The organism is Paraburkholderia sp. RL17-337-BIB-A, assembly GCF_046025895.1.
GTDB classification, from domain to species: Bacteria; Pseudomonadota; Gammaproteobacteria; order Burkholderiales; family Burkholderiaceae; genus Paraburkholderia; species Paraburkholderia fungorum_C.
Genome location: NZ_JARESY010000001.1, coordinates 490,073 through 508,020, shown reverse-complemented (window position 1 = coordinate 508,020; position 17,948 = coordinate 490,073). Strand labels below are relative to the sequence as shown.

The 17,948-nt window shown below is 62.6% G+C and carries 17 protein-coding genes; 5 read left to right on the top strand and 12 right to left on the bottom strand.

Features of this window, described 5'->3' with window-relative positions:
* Nucleotides 1-23: 23 nt before the first annotated feature.
* The 5 genes from leuS to P0D84_RS02375 form a co-directional block, all read right to left on the bottom strand.
* Complete coding sequence (leuS, locus tag P0D84_RS02395) at nt 24-2,615, bottom strand: leucine--tRNA ligase (protein WP_408332124.1); 2,592 nt, start codon at nt 2,613-2,615, stop codon at nt 24-26.
* A 264-nt stretch (nt 2,616-2,879) separates the two neighbouring features.
* Nucleotides 2,880-3,317, bottom strand: a complete 438-nt coding sequence (locus tag P0D84_RS02390) for an ExbD/TolR family protein (RefSeq protein ID WP_408332122.1) — start codon at nt 3,315-3,317, stop codon at nt 2,880-2,882.
* Between the two features lie 35 nt (nt 3,318-3,352).
* Entirely contained in the window at nt 3,353-4,081 is a 729-nt protein-coding gene (locus P0D84_RS02385) for a MotA/TolQ/ExbB proton channel family protein (RefSeq protein ID WP_408332120.1), read from the bottom strand.
* A 77-nt stretch (nt 4,082-4,158) separates the two neighbouring features.
* Nucleotides 4,159-4,956 (bottom strand): 4-hydroxy-tetrahydrodipicolinate reductase, encoded by a 798-nt coding sequence (gene dapB / locus P0D84_RS02380; RefSeq protein WP_408332118.1) that lies wholly within the window; start codon nt 4,954-4,956, stop codon nt 4,159-4,161.
* Nucleotides 4,957-5,138: 182 nt separating this feature from the next.
* Nucleotides 5,139-5,969 (bottom strand): outer membrane protein assembly factor BamE, encoded by an 831-nt coding sequence (locus P0D84_RS02375; protein ID WP_408339622.1) that lies wholly within the window; start codon nt 5,967-5,969, stop codon nt 5,139-5,141.
* A 158-nt stretch (nt 5,970-6,127) separates the two neighbouring features.
* Between P0D84_RS02375 and fur the strand changes: the two genes are divergently transcribed.
* The gene (gene fur, locus P0D84_RS02370; RefSeq protein WP_179734383.1) at nt 6,128-6,556 is read left to right on the top strand and encodes a ferric iron uptake transcriptional regulator; all 429 of its coding nucleotides are present in this window, start codon (nt 6,128-6,130) and stop codon (nt 6,554-6,556) included.
* A gap of 253 nt (nt 6,557-6,809) precedes the next feature.
* Here the strand turns inward: fur and P0D84_RS02365 are convergent, their stop codons facing one another.
* The 3 genes from P0D84_RS02365 to P0D84_RS02355 form a co-directional block, all read right to left on the bottom strand.
* A complete protein-coding gene (locus P0D84_RS02365; RefSeq protein ID WP_408332116.1) occupies nt 6,810-7,319 on the bottom strand; it encodes an ureidoglycolate lyase in 510 nt (169 codons plus the stop codon).
* Nucleotides 7,320-7,332: 13 nt separating this feature from the next.
* A complete protein-coding gene (gene alc, locus P0D84_RS02360; RefSeq protein ID WP_408332114.1) occupies nt 7,333-8,343 on the bottom strand; it encodes an allantoicase in 1,011 nt (336 codons plus the stop codon).
* A 300-nt stretch (nt 8,344-8,643) separates the two neighbouring features.
* Nucleotides 8,644-9,972, bottom strand: coding sequence for a C4-dicarboxylate transporter DctA (locus P0D84_RS02355; protein ID WP_408332112.1), 1,329 nt, complete (start codon nt 9,970-9,972; stop codon nt 8,644-8,646).
* A gap of 227 nt (nt 9,973-10,199) precedes the next feature.
* Here P0D84_RS02355 and P0D84_RS02350 point away from each other — a divergent pair, with 227 nt between their 5' ends.
* Complete coding sequence (locus P0D84_RS02350; protein ID WP_408332109.1) at nt 10,200-10,892, top strand: FadR/GntR family transcriptional regulator; 693 nt, start codon at nt 10,200-10,202, stop codon at nt 10,890-10,892.
* Between the two features lie 98 nt (nt 10,893-10,990).
* On the opposite strand, the gene gap is transcribed toward P0D84_RS02350, so the two are convergent.
* A complete protein-coding gene (gene gap, locus P0D84_RS02345) occupies nt 10,991-12,001 on the bottom strand; it encodes a type I glyceraldehyde-3-phosphate dehydrogenase (protein WP_408332107.1) in 1,011 nt (336 codons plus the stop codon).
* Nucleotides 12,002-12,096: 95 nt separating this feature from the next.
* Nucleotides 12,097-14,118 carry a transketolase gene (gene tkt / locus P0D84_RS02340; protein ID WP_408332105.1) on the bottom strand — a complete coding sequence of 674 codons (2,022 nt, stop codon included), beginning with the start codon at nt 14,116-14,118 and terminating at the stop codon, nt 12,097-12,099.
* A gap of 320 nt (nt 14,119-14,438) precedes the next feature.
* Between tkt and speE the strand changes: the two genes are divergently transcribed.
* The 3 genes from speE (at nt 14,439) to P0D84_RS02325 (ending at nt 16,608) form a co-directional block, all read left to right on the top strand.
* Entirely contained in the window at nt 14,439-15,320 is an 882-nt protein-coding gene (gene speE / locus P0D84_RS02335) for a polyamine aminopropyltransferase (protein ID WP_408332103.1), read from the top strand.
* A 114-nt stretch (nt 15,321-15,434) separates the two neighbouring features.
* Nucleotides 15,435-15,848 (top strand): VOC family protein, encoded by a 414-nt coding sequence (locus P0D84_RS02330; RefSeq protein ID WP_054034519.1) that lies wholly within the window; start codon nt 15,435-15,437, stop codon nt 15,846-15,848.
* Between the two features lie 19 nt (nt 15,849-15,867).
* Complete coding sequence (locus tag P0D84_RS02325) at nt 15,868-16,608, top strand: 16S rRNA (uracil(1498)-N(3))-methyltransferase (protein WP_408332102.1); 741 nt, start codon at nt 15,868-15,870, stop codon at nt 16,606-16,608.
* A 299-nt stretch (nt 16,609-16,907) separates the two neighbouring features.
* Here the strand turns inward: P0D84_RS02325 and P0D84_RS02320 are convergent, their stop codons facing one another.
* Nucleotides 16,908-17,468: a barstar family protein gene (locus P0D84_RS02320; protein ID WP_323043186.1), complete on the bottom strand. Its 561-nt coding sequence runs from the start codon at nt 17,466-17,468 to the stop codon at nt 16,908-16,910.
* Nucleotides 17,469-17,484: 16 nt separating this feature from the next.
* Complete coding sequence (locus P0D84_RS02315; protein ID WP_408332100.1) at nt 17,485-17,901, bottom strand: ribonuclease; 417 nt, start codon at nt 17,899-17,901, stop codon at nt 17,485-17,487.
* Nucleotides 17,902-17,948: the final 47 nt, after the last annotated feature.

The window sequence follows — 17,948 nt, the reverse complement described above, 5'->3', positions numbered from 1 at the left end:
TGCTGTCATGTTTCGGTGGGCTGTCAAACCACCACGTTCACGAGGCGCCCCGGCACCACGACGATCTTCTTCGGTGCCTTGCCTTCGCTGAACTTCTCGACCGCCTCATGAGCGGCGGCGAGCTTTTCGATCGCTTCACGCGTCGCATCTTTCGCCACCGTGAGCGCGCCGCGCACCTTGCCGTTCACCTGCAGCACGAGTTCGATTTCGGCCTGTTCCAGCGCCTGTTCATCGACCTTCGGCCACGCGGCGTCGAGCAGCGAGCCGAATTCGTCGGCATAACCGAGTTCCTGCCACAACTGGAACGTCTGATGCGGCACGACCGGATACAGCACGCGCAGCATCACGCTATACGTCTCGCGCAGTACCGCCGGTTGTGCGCCCTTCGCGCTGTCGAGCGCGTTGAGCATCTTCATCGACGCCGACACCACCGTGTTGTACTGCAAACGCTGGTAGTCGAAGTCGGCCTGCTTCAGCACGCTGTAGATCTCGCGACGCAGCACCTTATCGGCGTCGCTGAAAGTCGCGGCGTCGAGCTTGCCGCCGGCGCGCAACGCGGCTTCGTTCGCGTGACCGAAATTCCACACGCGGCGCAGGAAGCGGCTCGCGCCTTCCACGCCTGAACCTGACCATTCGAGCTGCTGCTCGGGCGGTGCGGCGAACATCACGAACAGACGCGCGGTATCCGCGCCGTGTTGATCGATCAGCAATTGCGGATCGACGCCGTTGTTCTTCGACTTCGACATTTTTTCGACGCCGCCGAGCACCACCGGCTGGCCGTCCGAATTCAGCACGGCGCCGACCGGGCGGCCCTTGTCGTCGAACGAGACGGTGACGTCGGCCGGGTTGTACCAGGTCTTCTTGCCCGCTTCGCTTTCGCGGTAGTACGTTTCGTTGAGTACCATGCCCTGCGTGAGCAGGTTCTTGGCCGGCTCGCCGAACTTGACCAGACCCATGTCGCGCATGACCTTGGCCCAGAAGCGCGAATACAAGAGGTGAAGAATCGCATGCTCGATACCGCCGATGTACTGATCCATCGGCGCCCAGTAATCGGTGCGCTCGTCGACCATGGTCTTCGCATCCGGCGACGCATAGCGATAGAAGTACCAGGACGAATCGACGAAGGTGTCCATCGTGTCGGTTTCGCGCTTCGCCGCGCCGCCGCAGGTCGGGCACGTGCAATTCACGAACGCCTCGGACTTGGCGAGCGGGTTGCCCGTGCCGTCCGGCACGAGGTCTTCCGGCAGCACGACCGGCAGATCTTTTTCCGGCACCGGCACGTCGCCGCACGTCGGGCAGTGGATGATCGGGATCGGCGTGCCCCAGTAACGCTGGCGCGACACGCCCCAGTCACGCAGACGCCACGTGATCTGCTTGTCGCCGAGGCCGAGTTCCTTCAGGTCGGCGGCGATCTGGTCGACCGCCTGCTCGTACGCGAGGCCGTCGTACTTGCCGCTGTTGATCAGCGTGCCGGTTTTCTCGCCGTACCATTCCTGCCAGGCTTCGGTGGAGAATTCCTTGCCCTCAACCGCGACCACCTGCCTGATCGGCAGATCGTATTTCTTCACGAACGCGAAGTCGCGCTCGTCGTGCGCGGGCACGCCCATCACGGCACCCTCGCCGTAGCTCATGAGCACGTAGTTGCCGATCCACACTTCGACCTGTTCCTGCGTCAGCGGATGCGTGACGTAGAAGCCGGTGCCCATGCCCTTCTTTTCCATCGTCGCGACGTCGGCTTCCGCCACGCCGCCGAGCTTGCATTCTTCGATGAAGGCCCGCAGTTCCGGCTTGTCTTGCGCGAGACGCGTAGCGAGCGGGTGCTCGGCGGCGACCGCGCAGAACGTCACGCCCATGATCGTGTCGGCACGCGTGGTGAACACGCGCAACAGTTTTTGTTCGCCGTCGATTTCATACGGGAAACCGAAATTCACGCCGAAGCTCTTGCCGATCCAGTTCTGCTGCATGATCTTGACGCGCTCGGGCCAGCCGAGGCCTTCGAGGTCGTTCAGCAGTTCATCCGCGTACTGCGTGATGCGCATGTAGTACATCGGGATTTCGCGCTTTTCGATCAGCGCGCCGGAACGCCAGCCGCGGCCGTCGATCACCTGCTCGTTGGCGAGCACGGTCTGATCGACCGGGTCCCAGTTGACGGTGCCGGTTTTCTTGTACGCAATGCCCTTTTCGAGCATCTTCAGGAACAGCCACTGGTTCCACTTGTAGTAATCCGGGCTGCAGGTCGCGACTTCGCGCGACCAGTCGATCGCGAGGCCCATGGACTGCATCTGCTTCTTCATGTAAGCGATGTTGTCGTAGGTCCACTTCGCGGGCGGCACGTTGTTGGCCATTGCCGCGTTTTCCGCCGGCATGCCGAACGCGTCCCACCCCATCGGCATCAGCACGTTGTAGCCGTTCATCCGCAGGTAGCGGTACATCACGTCGTTGATCGTGTAGTTGCGCACGTGCCCCATGTGCAGCTTGCCCGACGGATACGGCAGCATCGAGACGCAATAGAACTTGGGCTTGTCGGTGGTTTCCGTCGTCTTGTACGCGTCGATGGCGCGCCATTGCCCTTGCGCGGCGGCTTCGACGTCGGAGGGAACGTATTTTTCGTGCATGGTGTGATGGGATCGCTGGGTTCGGTGCTTTCGCACCGGGCCTGGTGCTCTGCTGGATGAAATGGCTTCGTTTCCCCTTCTGCGGGGGAAAGGGCTGATTATACCGTCCGCGGACGGGTGCGCCGCGTGGCGAGATGCGCTGGCTCGAGCGCGGCGCGGCGGGCTCCGTCCGTGTTTGCGTCCGCGCAGCGCTATGACCGCACGCTCGCAACCCGGGTGCTGCGGCGGCTTAATGAGCGCCGCGTCGCGGCGGCTGCAGCGCCGCTAGGGCTTCACAGCCGGCGGCGGCGGGTCGGTCACGAAGCCGATCCGCTCGAGGCCGGCCTGCTGCGCCGCGCCCATGACCTGCGCGATGACTTCGTAGCGCGTCGAGCGCTCGGCGCGTAGCTGGATCTCAGGCTGATCGGCCTGCGCCGCTTTGCCTGCCTCCACGAATTTCGCGCGCATCTGCTGCAGCGTAATGACAGTGCCGTTCCAGTACAGCTTGCCGGCAGCATCGATTGAAAGAGAAATGGTTTGCGGCGTTTGCCGCGCGGGCGCTGCCGCGACCTTGGGCAGATCGAGCCGGATCGCGTGCGTGAATAAAGGCGCCGTAATGATAAAAATCACCAGCAGCACGAGCATCACATCGATCAACGGCGTCATGTTGATCTCGGCCATTGGCGCGGCCGTCTGCTTTTTCTCGAGTCCGCCGAATGCCATATCGCCTCCTTCTGTCTTCCAGACTCTGCGGGTGCTCAGTAGGTCCGGGCCTGGGCTTGCTGAGGCTGCGGCTGAGATTGCGGCTGCGGCCGGCCCTGATCCGCCGGCGCGCACACGTAGGCATGCAGATCGTGCGCGAAACCGTCGAGTTCTTCCGACAACTGCCGCACCAGCCGCCCAAGCACGTTATAAGCGAGCACCGCGGGAATGGCGACCACGAGGCCGAATGCCGTCATGATCAGCGCCTCGCCGACCGGACCCGCGACGTTTTCGATCTGCGCCTGACCGCTCGCCGCGATGCTGCCGAGCGCGTGATAGATGCCCCAAACCGTGCCGAGCAAGCCGACGAACGGCGCGGTGCTGCCCACCGAGGCCAGCAGCACCTGGCCGAACTCGAGCCGCCGCTGCGACGCGTTGAGCGCCTGACGCAGCGCTCTCAACACCCGCTCGCCGCGCTCGACGCGGGCGAGCAGCGCGCCGGGGATGTCCACTTCGGCTGCATGCAGCGCGGCCTCGGCTAGCGGCGTGAAGACGCGTTCACGGTCCACGCGCTTCAATGCCGCGACGCCGTCCGACAACGTCGGCGCCTGCCAGAACTGCGCAATCGCCGGCGCGGCCTGGCGTTTGGCACGCGTGAGAATCCAGCTTTTGACGATCAGAAAACACCAGCTCGCAATCGACATAGCCAGCAGCACGTACGCGACGCCATGCGTGATCGCGTCACTGGTTTGCAGGTAATGGAGGATGCCGCTGCTGCCTGCCATCTGACCTCGCCGTGGGAAAGTGATTACAGGGGGCTACAAAGGAACGAAGCGGGACCGCAACGAGCCCCGAACTACGCTCACCGCAGGCCGAGTACGTCCTGCATGTCGAAGAAGCCGTTCTTGTGGCCCTCGAGGAAACGTACAGCACGAAGCGCGCCTTGCGCATACGACAGGCGGCTCGCCGATTTGTGCGTAATTTCGATGCGCTCGCCGATGCCGGCAAACAGCACCGTATGGTCGCCGACGATGTCGCCGCCGCGAATCGCCGAGAAGCCGATCGTGGACGGATCGCGTTCGCCGGTCACGCCTTCACGGCTGTAGACCGCGCAATCCTCGAGATTGCGGCCGAGCGCGTGGGCGATCACTTCGCCCATGGTCAGCGCGGTGCCGGACGGCGCGTCGACCTTGTGGCGGTGATGCGCCTCGATGATTTCGATGTCGTAGCCGGTGGCGAAATGCTTCGCGGCGTATTCGAGCAGCTTCAGCGTGACATTGACGCCCACGCTCATGTTCGACGAAAACATGATCGCGATCTTGTTCGCGGCCGCTCGCAGTTGCGCTTTCTGCTCGTTGTCGAAACCGGTCGTGCCGATCACCATTTTGACGTTATGACGCTGCGCGGCTTCCAGATGCATCAGCGTGCCTTCGGGGCGCGTGAAATCGATCAGGTAGTCGGATTCGGCGAACACACGGTCGATGTCGTCCGTCATCAGCACGCCCGTCTGTTTGCCGAGAAACGCACCGGCGTCCTGACCGAGTTGCGGGGCGCCCGCACGGTCGAGCGCGCCGGATAGCGTGGCGCCGGATTCGTTGAGGACGGTTTCGATGAGCATCCGGCCCATACGGCCCGATGCGCCAGCAATGGCAATTTTCATGGCTACGAGGGTTCGAAAAGGCAACACCCGGCAAATGCGGGCAAAAGCGGCGGCGGGGGCAGCACACCCGGGCGCCGCACTGACTGGACTGCAGAAAGCCTGACAAGCACGGCGCGTTATCCGTACGCCGTGCCTGCGAAGGGCCCCTATCAAGGGCCCTTGTTAATACGCCGACAGCTCGATTAGCCGCCCGTTCCCGAAGTTGCGGGAGCAGCGGTCAACGGTGCGTTCAGCGTCGGGCCGCCAGTGCTGCTTTGCGGGCCCGTCGGTCCCACCGGAGTGTCAGGCGTGCCCGGCGCTTGCGGCGGTGGCGGACGATGGAACTGGAACTGCGGCTGACCGGCAGACGTTGGGCCTTGCGACGGAATACCGCCACCGTTGGCGGTCGGCGCGGTGGCGCGCACCGGTGACTGCCCGCCCGACGGCGTTTGCACAGCGTTGGTCAGCCGATTGGCGGCTTGCGCGGCTTCAGCGTTGGCATCCGTGGACGGTACGGCCGCTGCGGCGGCGCCATCGACGGACGGCGAGCGCGTGGTGTCAACGGCAGCCGGCACCGCAGCTATCGGCGCGCTGGCACCCGTTGCAGCACTTGCCACGTTCGGCACGGCGGCCTTCTTGCCAAGCTTGTCGCCGTCGATTTCCGCCAGCAACTCGAGGTTGGACGGCAGATCTTCCCCACCCGTCCAGCTCGAGAGGCGGTCGCCCGCGAACATGATCACGAGATCGCGCTGTTGCACGACGTTAGTCGAGCCGCGCTTGAAATAGAACACGTAGTCCCAGCGGTCCGCGTGGAACATGTCGGTCAAAAGCGGCGTGCCGAGCAACTGCCTCACCTGCGCGCGCGACATGCCGACCTGCAATTGTGCAGCCGCTTCTTTCGAGACGAAATTGCCTTGCACAACCGTAATACGATACGGCGTAATGCTTTGGGCAACGCGCTGCGTCAGGCTGTCGTAAGTGGAACATCCGGCAAGAACCGCGACAGTCGCAACAGCGATCAAGGTACCCCGCATGCGGCTCCCCCGGTAGATCAATTGAGATTTTGAAATCATTTCACTCACCGTGCGGGCCCGCTGACGAGCCGCGCGAGTTTCATTCCATCGAAGATGACCAGAACGGCAAAAACACATTACTATGAGAGCCCAGCATTGTACTCTAGGGATCCCTTGTCATGACCAATCCAACCGATCTCAAGAATATCGGGCTCAAGGCGACCCTTCCGCGCCTCAAAATCCTTGAGATTTTCCAGCATAGCCCAGTGCGCCATCTGACCGCAGAAGACGTCTACCGCAACCTGTTGCACGAGGAACTCGATATCGGTCTCGCAACCGTGTATCGGGTGCTGACGCAGTTCGAGCAGGCGGGCCTGCTCTCGCGCAGCAATTTCGAATCGGGCAAGGCGGTGTTCGAACTGAACGAAGGGTCGCATCACGACCACCTCGTCTGCCTCGATTGCGGGCTCGTCGAAGAGTTTTTCGACTCCGAGATCGAGAGCCGCCAGCAATCCATCGCGAAGGAACGCGGCTTCAAGCTGCAGGAACATGCGTTGGCGCTGTACGGCGTCTGTACCAAGGAGAATTGTCCGCATCGCAAGCATTAATGCGGAATTGGTGCGCTGCCGGCCGCGTCGGGGTGCGCGGTTCGGTGGGCTACAGGAAACCCGGTCGACGAAAATCGGCCGGGTTTTTTTATGCGCGACGCTGGGGCCGCGCGGGTACGCTAGCCTCGATGCCGACGCGTCGGTCCGCGAGCGGGCCGATCGGTGCCGGGCATCGCGAGCGCGGTCAAGCTGATCGAGTTGTCCGAACAGACTTGCATGTGGCGTATTGCCGCTGCGTGGCGACTTCGGCGTTTCACGCCAACTCGACGCTCGCTTCGAATTCGAGCCGCCACGGCTCGGCCAGCGATAATTCGTCGCAATCAGGCTGCTCGCCACCTCGATCCACCACGACAAAATCGCTCACCTGATCGAGCGCGAGCAGCGGATGGTGCCAAACGCCTTTCGCGTAGTTGACGCCCTGCCAGCCGTCGCTCCAGAACGCTCGCATCCGCGCCGGATCGAACTCGCCCGGCGGAGCCACGACCACCAGATAGCGGCGCGCCGTCAAGGGAATGAAAGCCTGACTGCCCAGCGAATGCCGTTCCATCATTGTGATTTCGATTGGCAGCGCGTGCGGCTGCGCCCGAAACAGATTGATCAGCGGCCGGCCGCCGTTCTCCGTCACGTCGACGTTCGCGAGGTCGTGATAGCGCTCGGTCGTGCCACCGTTGATCGGAAAATGACGCGCGCCGTCCAGTTCCATGAGCTCGCCGAACGGCGCGAAAGCCGCGCGCGTCAGACGTTCCATCTGCAATGTCTTCATCGACGTGACTCCGTTATACGATCTCGCCCCACAAACGCAGGCGTGACACGCCGCCGTCCGGGAAGATATTGAAACGCACGTGCGTCACCGGTCCGAGCGGCGCGATGTCGTCCGCGAAGCTGTGCACGTGGTCCATCCGCAGCTTCTGTTCACCGAGCAGCACCGGCCAGAACATCGCCTGCGTAATGAGCGAATCGTCCGTGCCGCCCGTTACCGAGGCCGCCTGCAACGAACAGCGGTCGGGGTAGTTGCCCTTGAAGTGCGCCGTATCCACTTCGATCTTGCGAATCACGCCCGGCCGTGCGAGCGCGACGATCGCCCAGTCGTTGCCCGGCTCGCGACGACGCCGCGTTTCCCAGCCGTCGCCCATATCGACGCCGCGGCCCGGCATCAGCATCTGCGAGGCCGGCCCGAAATGCTCGTTGTTCGCAGCGACGAGGTACGCGCCATTTTCGATCGCGGCGAGATCCAGCAGCGTGCCGCGCTCGACGCGTTCCCAAGCGCGCTTCGGCTGGCCGTACACGCGCAGGCGCGCGAGACCGCCGTCCGGATACAGATTCACGCGCAGATGGGTAAACGCGCGGGCATCGCTTACTTCGACGTAATGGTGGCGGTTGCCCCGCAGCGTGGTGGCCGGCACGAGCGTTTGCCAGTCGGCATTGTCGGGGGGAGCGTCGCCGTCTACGTAACACGCGTCGATCGACGCGGCCGGCGGGAAATTGCCGGTGAAGTGGCTCGTGTCCAGATCGACACCATGCACGACGCCCGGCCGCGCGAGCCGTATCACGCAATAGTCGTGGCCGGTGGTGCGCTTGCGGCGCGTCTCCCAGCCGTCCATCCATTTGCCGTGGTCGTCGTACTTGCCGGGGATGAACACCGCCGGCTGCGGCTCGAGCATGCGCTCTTTCGGCGCGAAGAATTCATCGCTCGCGTAGAGCGCCTGCGCGCCCAGACGCGGGTCGGCGAGGTTCATGTAGCGACGGGTGAATGCGGGAGCGTTGGGGTCGAGGATCGGATTAGCCATGGTCTTGGTCAGGCGACGAAAAGTGAGGAAGAGCCGGCGGAGTCAACGCATCTGCCGGGGCAAAGCGCGCGCCGCTTCGGCGCGCTGGATTGGACTGCCGATTCTGAAGCAGCGGCATCGGACTGTTGCTTTTGGGGCGCTGGTTGTGAAGCGCCGGCATCGGAGTGCTGGTTCTGCGGTGCTGGTTCTGCGGTGCTGGTTCTGCGGTGCTGGTTCCGAAGCACCAGCATCGGGGCGCTGGTTCTGGGGCGCCGGTTCAGAAGCGCCCGCATCAGGCAGCGGCGTCTCGGACTGCTCTGATCAAACGGCCGGCACGTGCTCGCCAGCAATGGGCTCGGTGCTCGCGTCTTCGCCTGCGGGCACATAACGCAATGCTTCGTCCCGGTTCAGCACGCGATGCGCGCGCGCCCGGTCGATATCGTTTTCCCACACGGCGACCACCACGGTCGCCACGCAATTGCCGATCAGGTTAGTCAACGCGCGGGCAATGCCGACGAACCAGTCGACCGGCAGAATCAGCACGAGGCCGAGCACGGGAATCGCCGGAATCGCGGATAACGTCGCGGCCAGAATCACGATCGCCGAGCCGGGAATGCCGTGCGCGCCCTTCGAGGTCACCAGCGACACCAGCACCACCACGATCAGATCGTGGATCGACAGCGGCGTATTGGTAGCCTGCGCGATGAAGATCACCGCGAGCGTCAGATAGATGGAGAAGCCGTCCAGATTGAAGGAGTAGCCGGTCGGAATCACCAGCCCGACGGTCGAATCCTTGACGCCCATCCATTCGAGCTTGCGCATGATCTGCGGCAGGACGGCGTCGGATGAAGCCGTGCCGAGCACGATCGACAGCTCTTCGCGCAGATAGCGGATCAGCTTGAAGATACTGAAGCCCGCCAGACGCATCACGACGCCGAGCACGACCGCCACGAACACAAAGCAGCTCGCGTAGAACACCAGCACCAGCATGCCGAGTTGCTTGAGCGACTCGACGCCGTACGTGCCGGTTGTGAATGCGATCGCACCGAGCACACCGAGCGGCGCGAGCTTGATGATGAAACCCATCACGCGGAAAAACACCTGCGAGAGTTCGTCGATCAGGCTGCTGACGCGCTGCGCCTTATTGCCCAGCAGCGAGAGCGCCGAGCCGAACAGCACCGAAAACACGAGAATTTGCAGGATGTCGCCGGTCGCGAATGCGTTGATCGCCGTGTCGGGGATGATCTTCAGTAGAAAGCCGGCCGTGTCCTTGAGGCTCTTCGCGTTTTCCGTGTAGGTCGACAGCGAAGCGGGGTCGAGCGAATGCAGGTCGATGTTCATGCCGACGCCAGGCCGTGTCGCATAGGCCAGCACCGCGCCGATCACAAGCGCGATCGTTGTCATGACCTCGAAGTAGACCACCGCCTTGAGACCCACGCGGCCGACTTTGCGCAGGTCGCCGGCATGCGCCATGCCGCTCACCACCACGCAGAAGACGATCGGGCCAATCACCATCTTGATCAGCTTGAGAAAGCCGTCGCCGAGCGGGCGCAGCGACTGCGCGAAATGCGGGAACACGGCACCGATCACAATGCCCGCCACCAGCGCTATGACGACCCGGCCAAACAGTGAATTGAAGAATTTCAACACGGCTTCCTCCTGGTTACGATTCGCATCTGTTCAGACTGGTCCGACCAGTACTGTTATCTCGAATAGTAGGAAGCCGATATACTGGCGTCAAGGATTCATTAAATAGCGTTTACCCGCTGTTTTTTAACCGTTTTGAGGTTGGATTACGTGGGTAAAACGGCTCCTCATACGAGCGTCCAGAACGCGTATTACAATGCTGGTCAGACCGCGCACTCAAGTGAGCCACGATGAAAAACGTCCCGCATACCGTCACTGACGCCGCCATCGCGACCATCCGCGAACGGATCGAAGCGGGTGTTTATCCGGTAGGCAGTTTGCTGCCGGCGCAACGTCAGCTTTCTGAAGAACTGGCGATCAGCCGCGCGTCCTTGCGCGAGGCGCTCTCGACACTCGAAGCGCTCGGTCTACTGATGATTCGCCCCGGCAAGGGCGTCTACGTGGAAAGTGCGCAGGCTGCCGCCGCGCAATCGTGGCGTTTCGCCGAGCAGTCGTCGCTGCCGGATACGTATCAGATGCGTTTCGCGCTGGAAGGCTTCATTGCGCGCATGGCGGCGCTGGCCGTCAGCGATTCCGACCTTGCCTGGTTCGAAAACAACATCGCGGCCATGCAAACAGCGCTCGCCTGCGACGAACTCGACGAAGCTGCCCGCCTCGACTACGACTTCCACATGCGGATCGTTAGCATTGCCGGCAACGCGGCGATCGAGTCGATCCTGAGCAGCAGCGCGGAAATCATGAAGGAAAGTCAACGGATGCCGTTTTACCGGCGTGAACTGGTGCTCTCGACGTACACCGAGCATCGCGCGATTCTCGACGCGCTCAAGGCGCGTGATTCCGCGGCGGCGGGCAAGGCAATCGAAACCCATATTTCGAATGCCGCGCAGCGCGCCGGTGTCTATTTCCCGACGCCGCTGGCATAAAAAAAAACCGCTCCGAAGAGCGGTTTTTTTGCCGTTGCCTCTGACCGTATGCCGCCCGCCCAAAGCCGGCAGGAGAGGCATACGGATCCAGCAGAAGCTTACTTCGCGTTAGCCAGCGCCACAGCCGTGTCCAGCATGCGGTTCGAGAAGCCCCACTCGTTGTCGTACCAGCTCGACACCTTCACCAGACGGCCCGAGACCTTGGTCAGCGTTGCGTCGAACGTCGACGAAGCCGGGTTGTGGTTGAAATCGATCGAGACCAGCGGCGCCGTGTTGTAGCCGAGGATGCCCTTGAGCGCGCCTTCCGACGCTTCCTTCATGATCGCGTTGACTTCCTCGACCGTCGTGTCGCGCGCGGCGATGAACGACAGGTCGACGATCGACACGTTGATCGTCGGGACGCGAATCGCGTAACCGTCCAGCTTGCCGTTCAGTTCCGGCAACACGAGACCCACCGCCGATGCAGCACCGGTCTTGGTCGGGATCTGGCTATGCGTGGCCGAACGCGCGCGGCGCAGGTCTTCGTGATACACGTCCGTCAGAACCTGGTCGTTCGTGTACGCGTGAATCGTGGTCATCAAACCGTTCACGAGGCCGATCTTGTCGTTCAGCGGCTTGACCATCGGTGCCAGGCAGTTGGTCGTGCACGATGCGTTCGAGATCACCGTGTCCGATGCCTTCAGCACATTGTGGTTCACGCCGTAGACGATCGTTGCGTCGACGTCCTTACCGCCCGGCGCCGAGATGATGACCTTCTTTGCGCCACCCTTGATGTGCGCGCTAGCCTTTTCCTTGGTCGTGAAAAAGCCCGTGCATTCCATCACCACGTCGACGTTCAGCTCGCCCCACGGCAGTTCTGCCGGGTTGCGGTTAGCCAGCACGCGGATCTTGTCGCCGTTGACGACGAGGTAGTCGCCGTCCACCGACACTTCGCCCGGAAACTTGCCGTGCGCCGTATCGTATTGCGTCAGGTGAGCGTTGGTGTTGGCATCGCCAAGATCGTTGATGGCGACGATTTCGATATCGTGCTTCTTGCCGTTTTCATAGAAGGCGCGCAGCGTGTTGCGGCCGATCCGGCCGTAGCCGTTGATTGCGACGCGAATCGTCATGGTCTATCTCCTGATGGCTGAAAAAAATCGTCCATGTTGGTCTGATTTGCCGGGCTTGCCGCGCGTGGGGTACGCGCGGCAGCCTCAAACGCAGATCAGCCGAGTGCGGCTTTAGCCGTCTCTACAACGTGCTCGACGGTGAAGCCGAAATGCTTGAACAGTACGCCAGCCGGGGCCGATTCGCCGAACGTGTCGATGCCGACCACGCCGCCTTCCAGACCCACGTACTTGCGCCAGAAATCCGTGACACCCGCTTCGATCGCAACACGGCGCACGCCGTGCGGCAAGACGCGTTCGCGGTATTCGGCGTCCTGCTTGTCGAACACGGTGGTCGACGGCATCGACACGACACGTGCCGCGATGCCTTCGCGAGCCAGCGGCTCGACCGCGTTCAACGCCAGTTCGACTTCCGAACCGGTGGCGATCAGGATGATCTTGCGCGCGACGATCTCGTCGTTCCAGTCGCGCAGCATGTAACCGCCCTTATCGATGTTGGCGATCTGCGCGTCAGTACGTTCCGAGAACGGCAGGTTCTGACGGCTGAAGATCAGGCACGACGGGCCGTGATGCTCGACCGCGTGGGTCCAGGCCACCGCCGTTTCGACCGTATCGGCCGGGCGCCACACTTGCAGATTCGGGATCAGACGCAGGCTCGCGACGTGTTCGATCGACTGGTGAGTCGGGCCGTCTTCGCCGAGGCCGATCGAGTCGTGCGTGAACACGAAGATCGACGGTGCTTTCATCAGCGCGGCCACGCGCAATGCATTGCGGCTGTAGTCCGAGAATGTCAGGAACGTGCCGCCGAAGGCCTTGAAGCCGCCGTGCAGCGCGATGCCGTTAATCGCGGCGCTCATGCCGAACTCGCGCACACCGTAGTTCACGTAGTTGCCGGCGGCCTTGCCTTCAGCGTTCACACGCACCGGCTTGGCGGCCTTCCAGTTGGTCAGATTCGACCCGGTCAGATCGGCGGAACCGCCGAGCAGTTCCGGCAGCACGGCCGACAAACCTTCGATAGCTTGTTGCGATGCCTTGCGCGTCGCGACGGTTTCCGCCCGTTCGTTCGCGCCGGCGATGATGGCTTTCGCCTTTTCCTTCCAGTCGGCGGGCAATTGCTTCGCATCGCGGCGCTTGAATTCAGCGGCTTCCTGCGGGTATTTGGCCGCGTACGCTGCAAACGCCTTGTCCCAGTCGGATTCGTTACGTGCGCCGGCTTCCTTCGCGTCCCACGCTGCGTAGACTTCCTGCGGGATCACGAACGGCTCCCACTTCCAGCCGATCTTTTCGCGCGTCGCCGCGATTTCCTTGTCGCCGAGCGGCGCGCCGTGCGAATCGTGGCTGCCGGCCTTGGTCGGCGCGCCTTCGCCGATCACGGTCTTGCAACAGATCAGCGTGGGCTTGTCCGACTGCTTCGCTTGCTTGATCGCAGCGTCGACCGCGTCGACGTCGTGGCCGACCACGTTCGGGATCACGTTCCAGCCGTACGCTTCGAAGCGCTTCGGGGTGTCGTCGTGGAACCAGTGGACTACTTCGCCGTCGATCGAGATGCCGTTGTCGTCGTAGAACGCGATCAGCTTGTTCAGCTTCAGCACGCCCGCGAGCGAGCAGGCTTCGTGCGAGATGCCTTCCATCAGGCAGCCGTCGCCGACGAACACATACGTGTGATGGTCGACGATCTTCGCGTCAGGTTTGTTGAATTCGGTGGCGAGCAGCGATTCGGCGAGCGCCATGCCGACTGCATTCGCGAGGCCCTGGCCGAGCGGGCCCGTGGTGGTTTCGACGCCCGGCGTGATGCCGTATTCCGGGTGACCCGGCGTCTTCGAATGCATCTGGCGGAAATTCTTCAGCTCTTCGATCGGCAGGTCGTAGCCGGTCAGGTGCAGCAGCGAGTACAGCAGCATCGAGCCATGGCCGTTCGACAGAATGAAACGGTCGCGATCGGCCCACTGCGGGTTCTTCGGATTGTGGCGCAGATGACGCGACCACAAAGCCACGCCGATTTCGGCCATGCCCATCGGCATGCCCGGGTGACCGGAATTCGCTTTTTGAACGGCATCCATGGACAACGCGCGGATTGCGTTGGCCATCAGGGAAGTGGGTGCGGGAGACGGGGTCGTCATGTCGAGTCCGGAGACAGAGTCAGAAAGCGGTGCGCGCTTGAGGACCGGATGCTCGAATGCCAGTCCACTGCGGCGCACGGTGCGGCGCCACGAGACGCGAAACGGGCAGAGCAAACGGACAAGGCTGAAAGCGTCACATTCTAACAGAACGTTGACCGCGGCCCGCTCGGAACGCCCCCTGGTACTGCAGTCCGGCAGCGCCGACTGGCAACGCGGCTCGACGCGACGGCTGCGGCGCGCGGAGCGTCTGCCCTTTACAATCGGGCAACCTCGATTCACTGTCTCAATGTGCCACTGTGCTCCGCACGGAGCCCGCCCTCATGAGCGCTTCCCTGTTGTTCCACCCGAGTCACGACGCCGTCTACGGCTTTGAGCACGCGCGCCGCCTTGCGAGCGTGAGTTCGCCGTACCAGCAGATCGAGGTGTGGGATACGCCGCAGCTCGGCCGGCTATTCACGCTCGACGGTCGCCCGATGACCGCCATCGGCGACGAATTCATTTACCACGAATGCATGGTGCATCCGGCCGCGCTGGCGCATCCAGCGCCGCGGACAGCGCTGGTGCTGGGCGGCGGCGATGGCGGCGCCGCGCGGCAATTGCTCAAGCACCCCAGCATCGAGCGGATCGTGGTGGCGGAGCTCGATGCCGAAGTCGTACGCATGACCCGCGAGTATCTGCCCGAGGTCCACGGCGGCGCTTTCGACGATCCGCGTGTCGAACTGGTGATCGGCGATGCCGCGCATTTCGTCGCGGGAGCTGCCGCCACAGCCACCGCGCAGTTTGATCTCGTCGTCTTCGACCTGACGCCGCCGGATTCCCCCGCTGCGGGGCTGTATACACCGGACTTCTACATCCAGCTCAAGCGCGTCATGAGACCGACCGCCGCGCTCTCGTTGCATCTCGGTTCTCCCTATTTCCAGCCGCAGCGCGTCGCTGGCCTGCTCGACGATCTACGCGACACATTCGCCTTCGTGCGCACGATGCACACCTTCGTTCCGCTCTACGGCTCGCTCTGGATGATGGCGACCGCCAGCGACACACTCGACCCCGCAGCCCTCAGCGTCGAAGCGCTCGCCGAGCGTATTGCCGCGCGCCAGATCGACTCGTTGAAGCACTACGACCCGGCACTGCACGCGGGACTGTTCTCGGCATCCCGCTCCGTGCGCGATAAACTAAGTCAATTCTTAAAGCCATCAAGCTAACGCGTGGGCAAAATGCACGGTTCGGTCGGCGCGCGCTATCGGCGTATCGATACGCGACCGCCCGCCTGGCCTCGCAGCATGCATCCCGCAACCTCAATAGATCCGGAGAACCCCATGACCGCCTCCCGCCCAGCCGGTGTGCCCTGGTTGACCCCCTATCTGACGGTGCGAGACGCACGTGCCGCGACCGCGTTCTTCGAAGCGGCATTCGGTTTCGAGGTGCGTGACAGCGTCCAGGACGATGGTGTCGTCATGCACGTCGAGATGACTTACCAAGGCCAGCTGATCGTGATGTTCGCGCCTGAAGGCGCGTTCGGCTCGGCGGCGAAAACACCGAAAAGCGCGGGCGCGATTGCGCCGCAATCGTTCTATGTCTATGTCGACGATGTCGACGCGGTTTACACGCGGGCGCTAGCCGCCGGCGCAAAATCGTTGAGCGAGCCACAGGATCAGTTCTGGGGCGACCGGTTTGCCCAGGTCGAAGATCTGGACGGCTACCGTTGGGCGCTCGCTCGCCACCTTTCCTGAACCAATGAGTATTTTTCTGATGCCTCGCTTCTTCGTCGGTACGCCTCTCAAGCCCGACGACATCATGCAGTTGCCCGATGACGTCATGCGCCACATCCTCGTGCTGCGTTTGCAGCCCGGCGATTCGATCGTGCTTTTCAACGGCGAAGGCGGCGAATACAGCGCCGAACTCGTCGAAGTCGAACGCCGCTCGGCCAAGGTGAGAATTCACGAATTCCGCAATATTGAGGTGGAAGCGCCATATCACCTCACCCTCGCGCAGGGCATTGCCGGCGGGGACAAGATGGACTGGCTCATCGAGAAGGCGGTCGAACTTGGGGCCTCGTCGTTCGTGCCGTTGACCACCACGCGCAGCGTCGTGCGTCTTTCCGGCGACCGCGCGCAGCGGCGTCACGTGCACTGGCAGGGCATCGTGCGGGCATCGTGCGAACAGTGCGGGCGCAATCGCCTGCCGGAAGTGATGCCGGTGCGCGAGATCGCCACGTGGCTCGGCGCGCTGCCGCGCACGCCTGAAGTCGGGGAAATGCGCATTCTGCTGTCGCCGCGCGCCAGCATCAGCTTTTCGGCGCTGCCCGCCAATCCGCCGTTTGGGCGAGTGACCGTGCTGGTCGGCCCGGAAGGCGGTTTTTCCGCTGCGGAAGAAGCCGCTGCAACCGATCATGGATTTACTGCGGTCGGTCTCGGGCCGCGCGTGTTGCGCACGGAAACCGCGGGCATCGCCGTGCTCTCGGCGTTGGCGGCCCGCTGGGGCGGCTGGTAAGCCAGACTACGCGCCAGGCGCAGCCAGCTTGGGTGGGATAAGCGAGACGGTAGGCGAGAACCAGGCTGGTCAGCTGTCTGGCCTTAGAGCTACGCTAAGCCAAGCCGCCAAGTCAGGTCGGGTCAGGTCGGGTCAGGTCGGGTCAGGCTAACCAAACCAAACTAAATGAAGCCGGGGCTTCAAAACCATGCGGCTGGTTCAAACATCAAAGCAAAGGCCCGCCTGTTGGCGGGCCTTTCTCTTTCCTTCGCGGTAGCCGGCGCGGAGATAAATCGCCCGCGCAAATCACCCAGCAAATTTCAGGCAAACGAATAAAACACCCGGAACGCGACCTTGCGTTCGGCCCAGAACTCGGCCGCTTCACGGAACACGTCGAGAAGCGTCTCACGCCCTTCCTTGTCGAACTTTTGCGCAACCGGCAGCTGTTCGAGCACGATCACGAAACCGGGCTGCGCGCCTGCCTTCTGGACCAGATCGGTCAGGCAATCGTAGAGCGCGTCGTAATTCTTGCCGAAATGCTTCGGAAACAGGAACGACGTCGCAATGGTCTCCAGCACTTCCTGTTTGGACTGAGCGTTCGCACAGTACGCGTATAGAAAGTGCTGGCCGAGTTGATTGGCCTCGTCAGCTAGATCCTGCACGCGAAACGCGCGGATCGACTGTACGATGTTAGGTCGTACGGTCTTGAAAAGGCTCATGGGCTCCTCGTTCGATGAAACCACAGTGCTGCCTTCGCTCTGGTTATCCCTGCCCTGGTCGCCGGCACGCATCCGCATGACGCGCTGGAACAAATTGCCGTCGCCAGCCGCGAAAAGATCCGTCGCGACTCCGGAGTCGTGCGCGTAGACGTTGTCGCTCATGCCGTTCATCCCGATGTCATTCAACAATACGATTGAAACTGGTGTAATGGTCGTCCGAGTAGTAACAGTTGTCGATCCGCCGTAGCGGACCTCCGCAGACGATGCGACGCGCCCCGCGATTTCGTGAACGAGGCGTGGGAACGGTGTATTCGTGGTAATAGCCGCGCCGATGCGGCGGTAGCAACCGTTCGCGATTGCCGAATACGATGCCATCCTTCTCATACGGGTAAGGCCCGCCCGCGGCAATCAAGTTCAATGTATTGACCGCTTCGCGTGGCAACTGCGCCGCCGCGATAGTGCCCTGCACCTGTGCTTGTGACTCGGCGGGTACCGTGTAGTCGCGCGCAAACGCGCCAGGCACGGAGCCGCATAAAGCGCAGAGCATCAAAGCACCAGTCAGCACGCCTTTCATGCGCTGCCACTTGCGTGCCATGAATCAAGGTTCCCCGCTGTTAGATCACGAGTTTGACGACCATGAAA

Excerpts from the sequence above, each read along its gene's own strand:
- leuS (WP_408332124.1), bottom strand. The coding sequence starts at position 2,615 with ATGCACGAAAAATACGTTCCCTCCGACGTCGAAGCCGCCGCGCAAGGG.
- P0D84_RS02390 (WP_408332122.1), bottom strand. The coding sequence starts at position 3,317 with ATGGCATTCGGCGGACTCGAGAAAAAGCAGACGGCCGCGCCAATGGCC.
- P0D84_RS02385 (WP_408332120.1), bottom strand. The coding sequence starts at position 4,081 with ATGGCAGGCAGCAGCGGCATCCTCCATTACCTGCAAACCAGTGACGCG.
- dapB (WP_408332118.1), bottom strand. The coding sequence starts at position 4,956 with ATGAAAATTGCCATTGCTGGCGCATCGGGCCGTATGGGCCGGATGCTC.
- P0D84_RS02375 (WP_408339622.1), bottom strand. The coding sequence starts at position 5,969 with ATGCGGGGTACCTTGATCGCTGTTGCGACTGTCGCGGTTCTTGCCGGA.
- fur (WP_179734383.1), top strand. The coding sequence starts at position 6,128 with ATGACCAATCCAACCGATCTCAAGAATATCGGGCTCAAGGCGACCCTT.
- P0D84_RS02365 (WP_408332116.1), bottom strand. The coding sequence starts at position 7,319 with ATGAAGACATTGCAGATGGAACGTCTGACGCGCGCGGCTTTCGCGCCG.
- alc (WP_408332114.1), bottom strand. The coding sequence starts at position 8,343 with ATGGCTAATCCGATCCTCGACCCCAACGCTCCCGCATTCACCCGTCGC.
- P0D84_RS02350 (WP_408332109.1), top strand. The coding sequence starts at position 10,200 with ATGAAAAACGTCCCGCATACCGTCACTGACGCCGCCATCGCGACCATC.
- gap (WP_408332107.1), bottom strand. The coding sequence starts at position 12,001 with ATGACGATTCGCGTCGCAATCAACGGCTACGGCCGGATCGGCCGCAAC.
- tkt (WP_408332105.1), bottom strand. The coding sequence starts at position 14,118 with ATGACGACCCCGTCTCCCGCACCCACTTCCCTGATGGCCAACGCAATC.
- speE (WP_408332103.1), top strand. The coding sequence starts at position 14,439 with ATGAGCGCTTCCCTGTTGTTCCACCCGAGTCACGACGCCGTCTACGGC.
- P0D84_RS02330 (WP_054034519.1), top strand. The coding sequence starts at position 15,435 with ATGACCGCCTCCCGCCCAGCCGGTGTGCCCTGGTTGACCCCCTATCTG.
- P0D84_RS02325 (WP_408332102.1), top strand. The coding sequence starts at position 15,868 with ATGCCTCGCTTCTTCGTCGGTACGCCTCTCAAGCCCGACGACATCATG.
- P0D84_RS02320 (WP_323043186.1), bottom strand. The coding sequence starts at position 17,468 with ATGAGCGACAACGTCTACGCGCACGACTCCGGAGTCGCGACGGATCTT.
- P0D84_RS02315 (WP_408332100.1), bottom strand. The coding sequence starts at position 17,901 with ATGGCACGCAAGTGGCAGCGCATGAAAGGCGTGCTGACTGGTGCTTTG.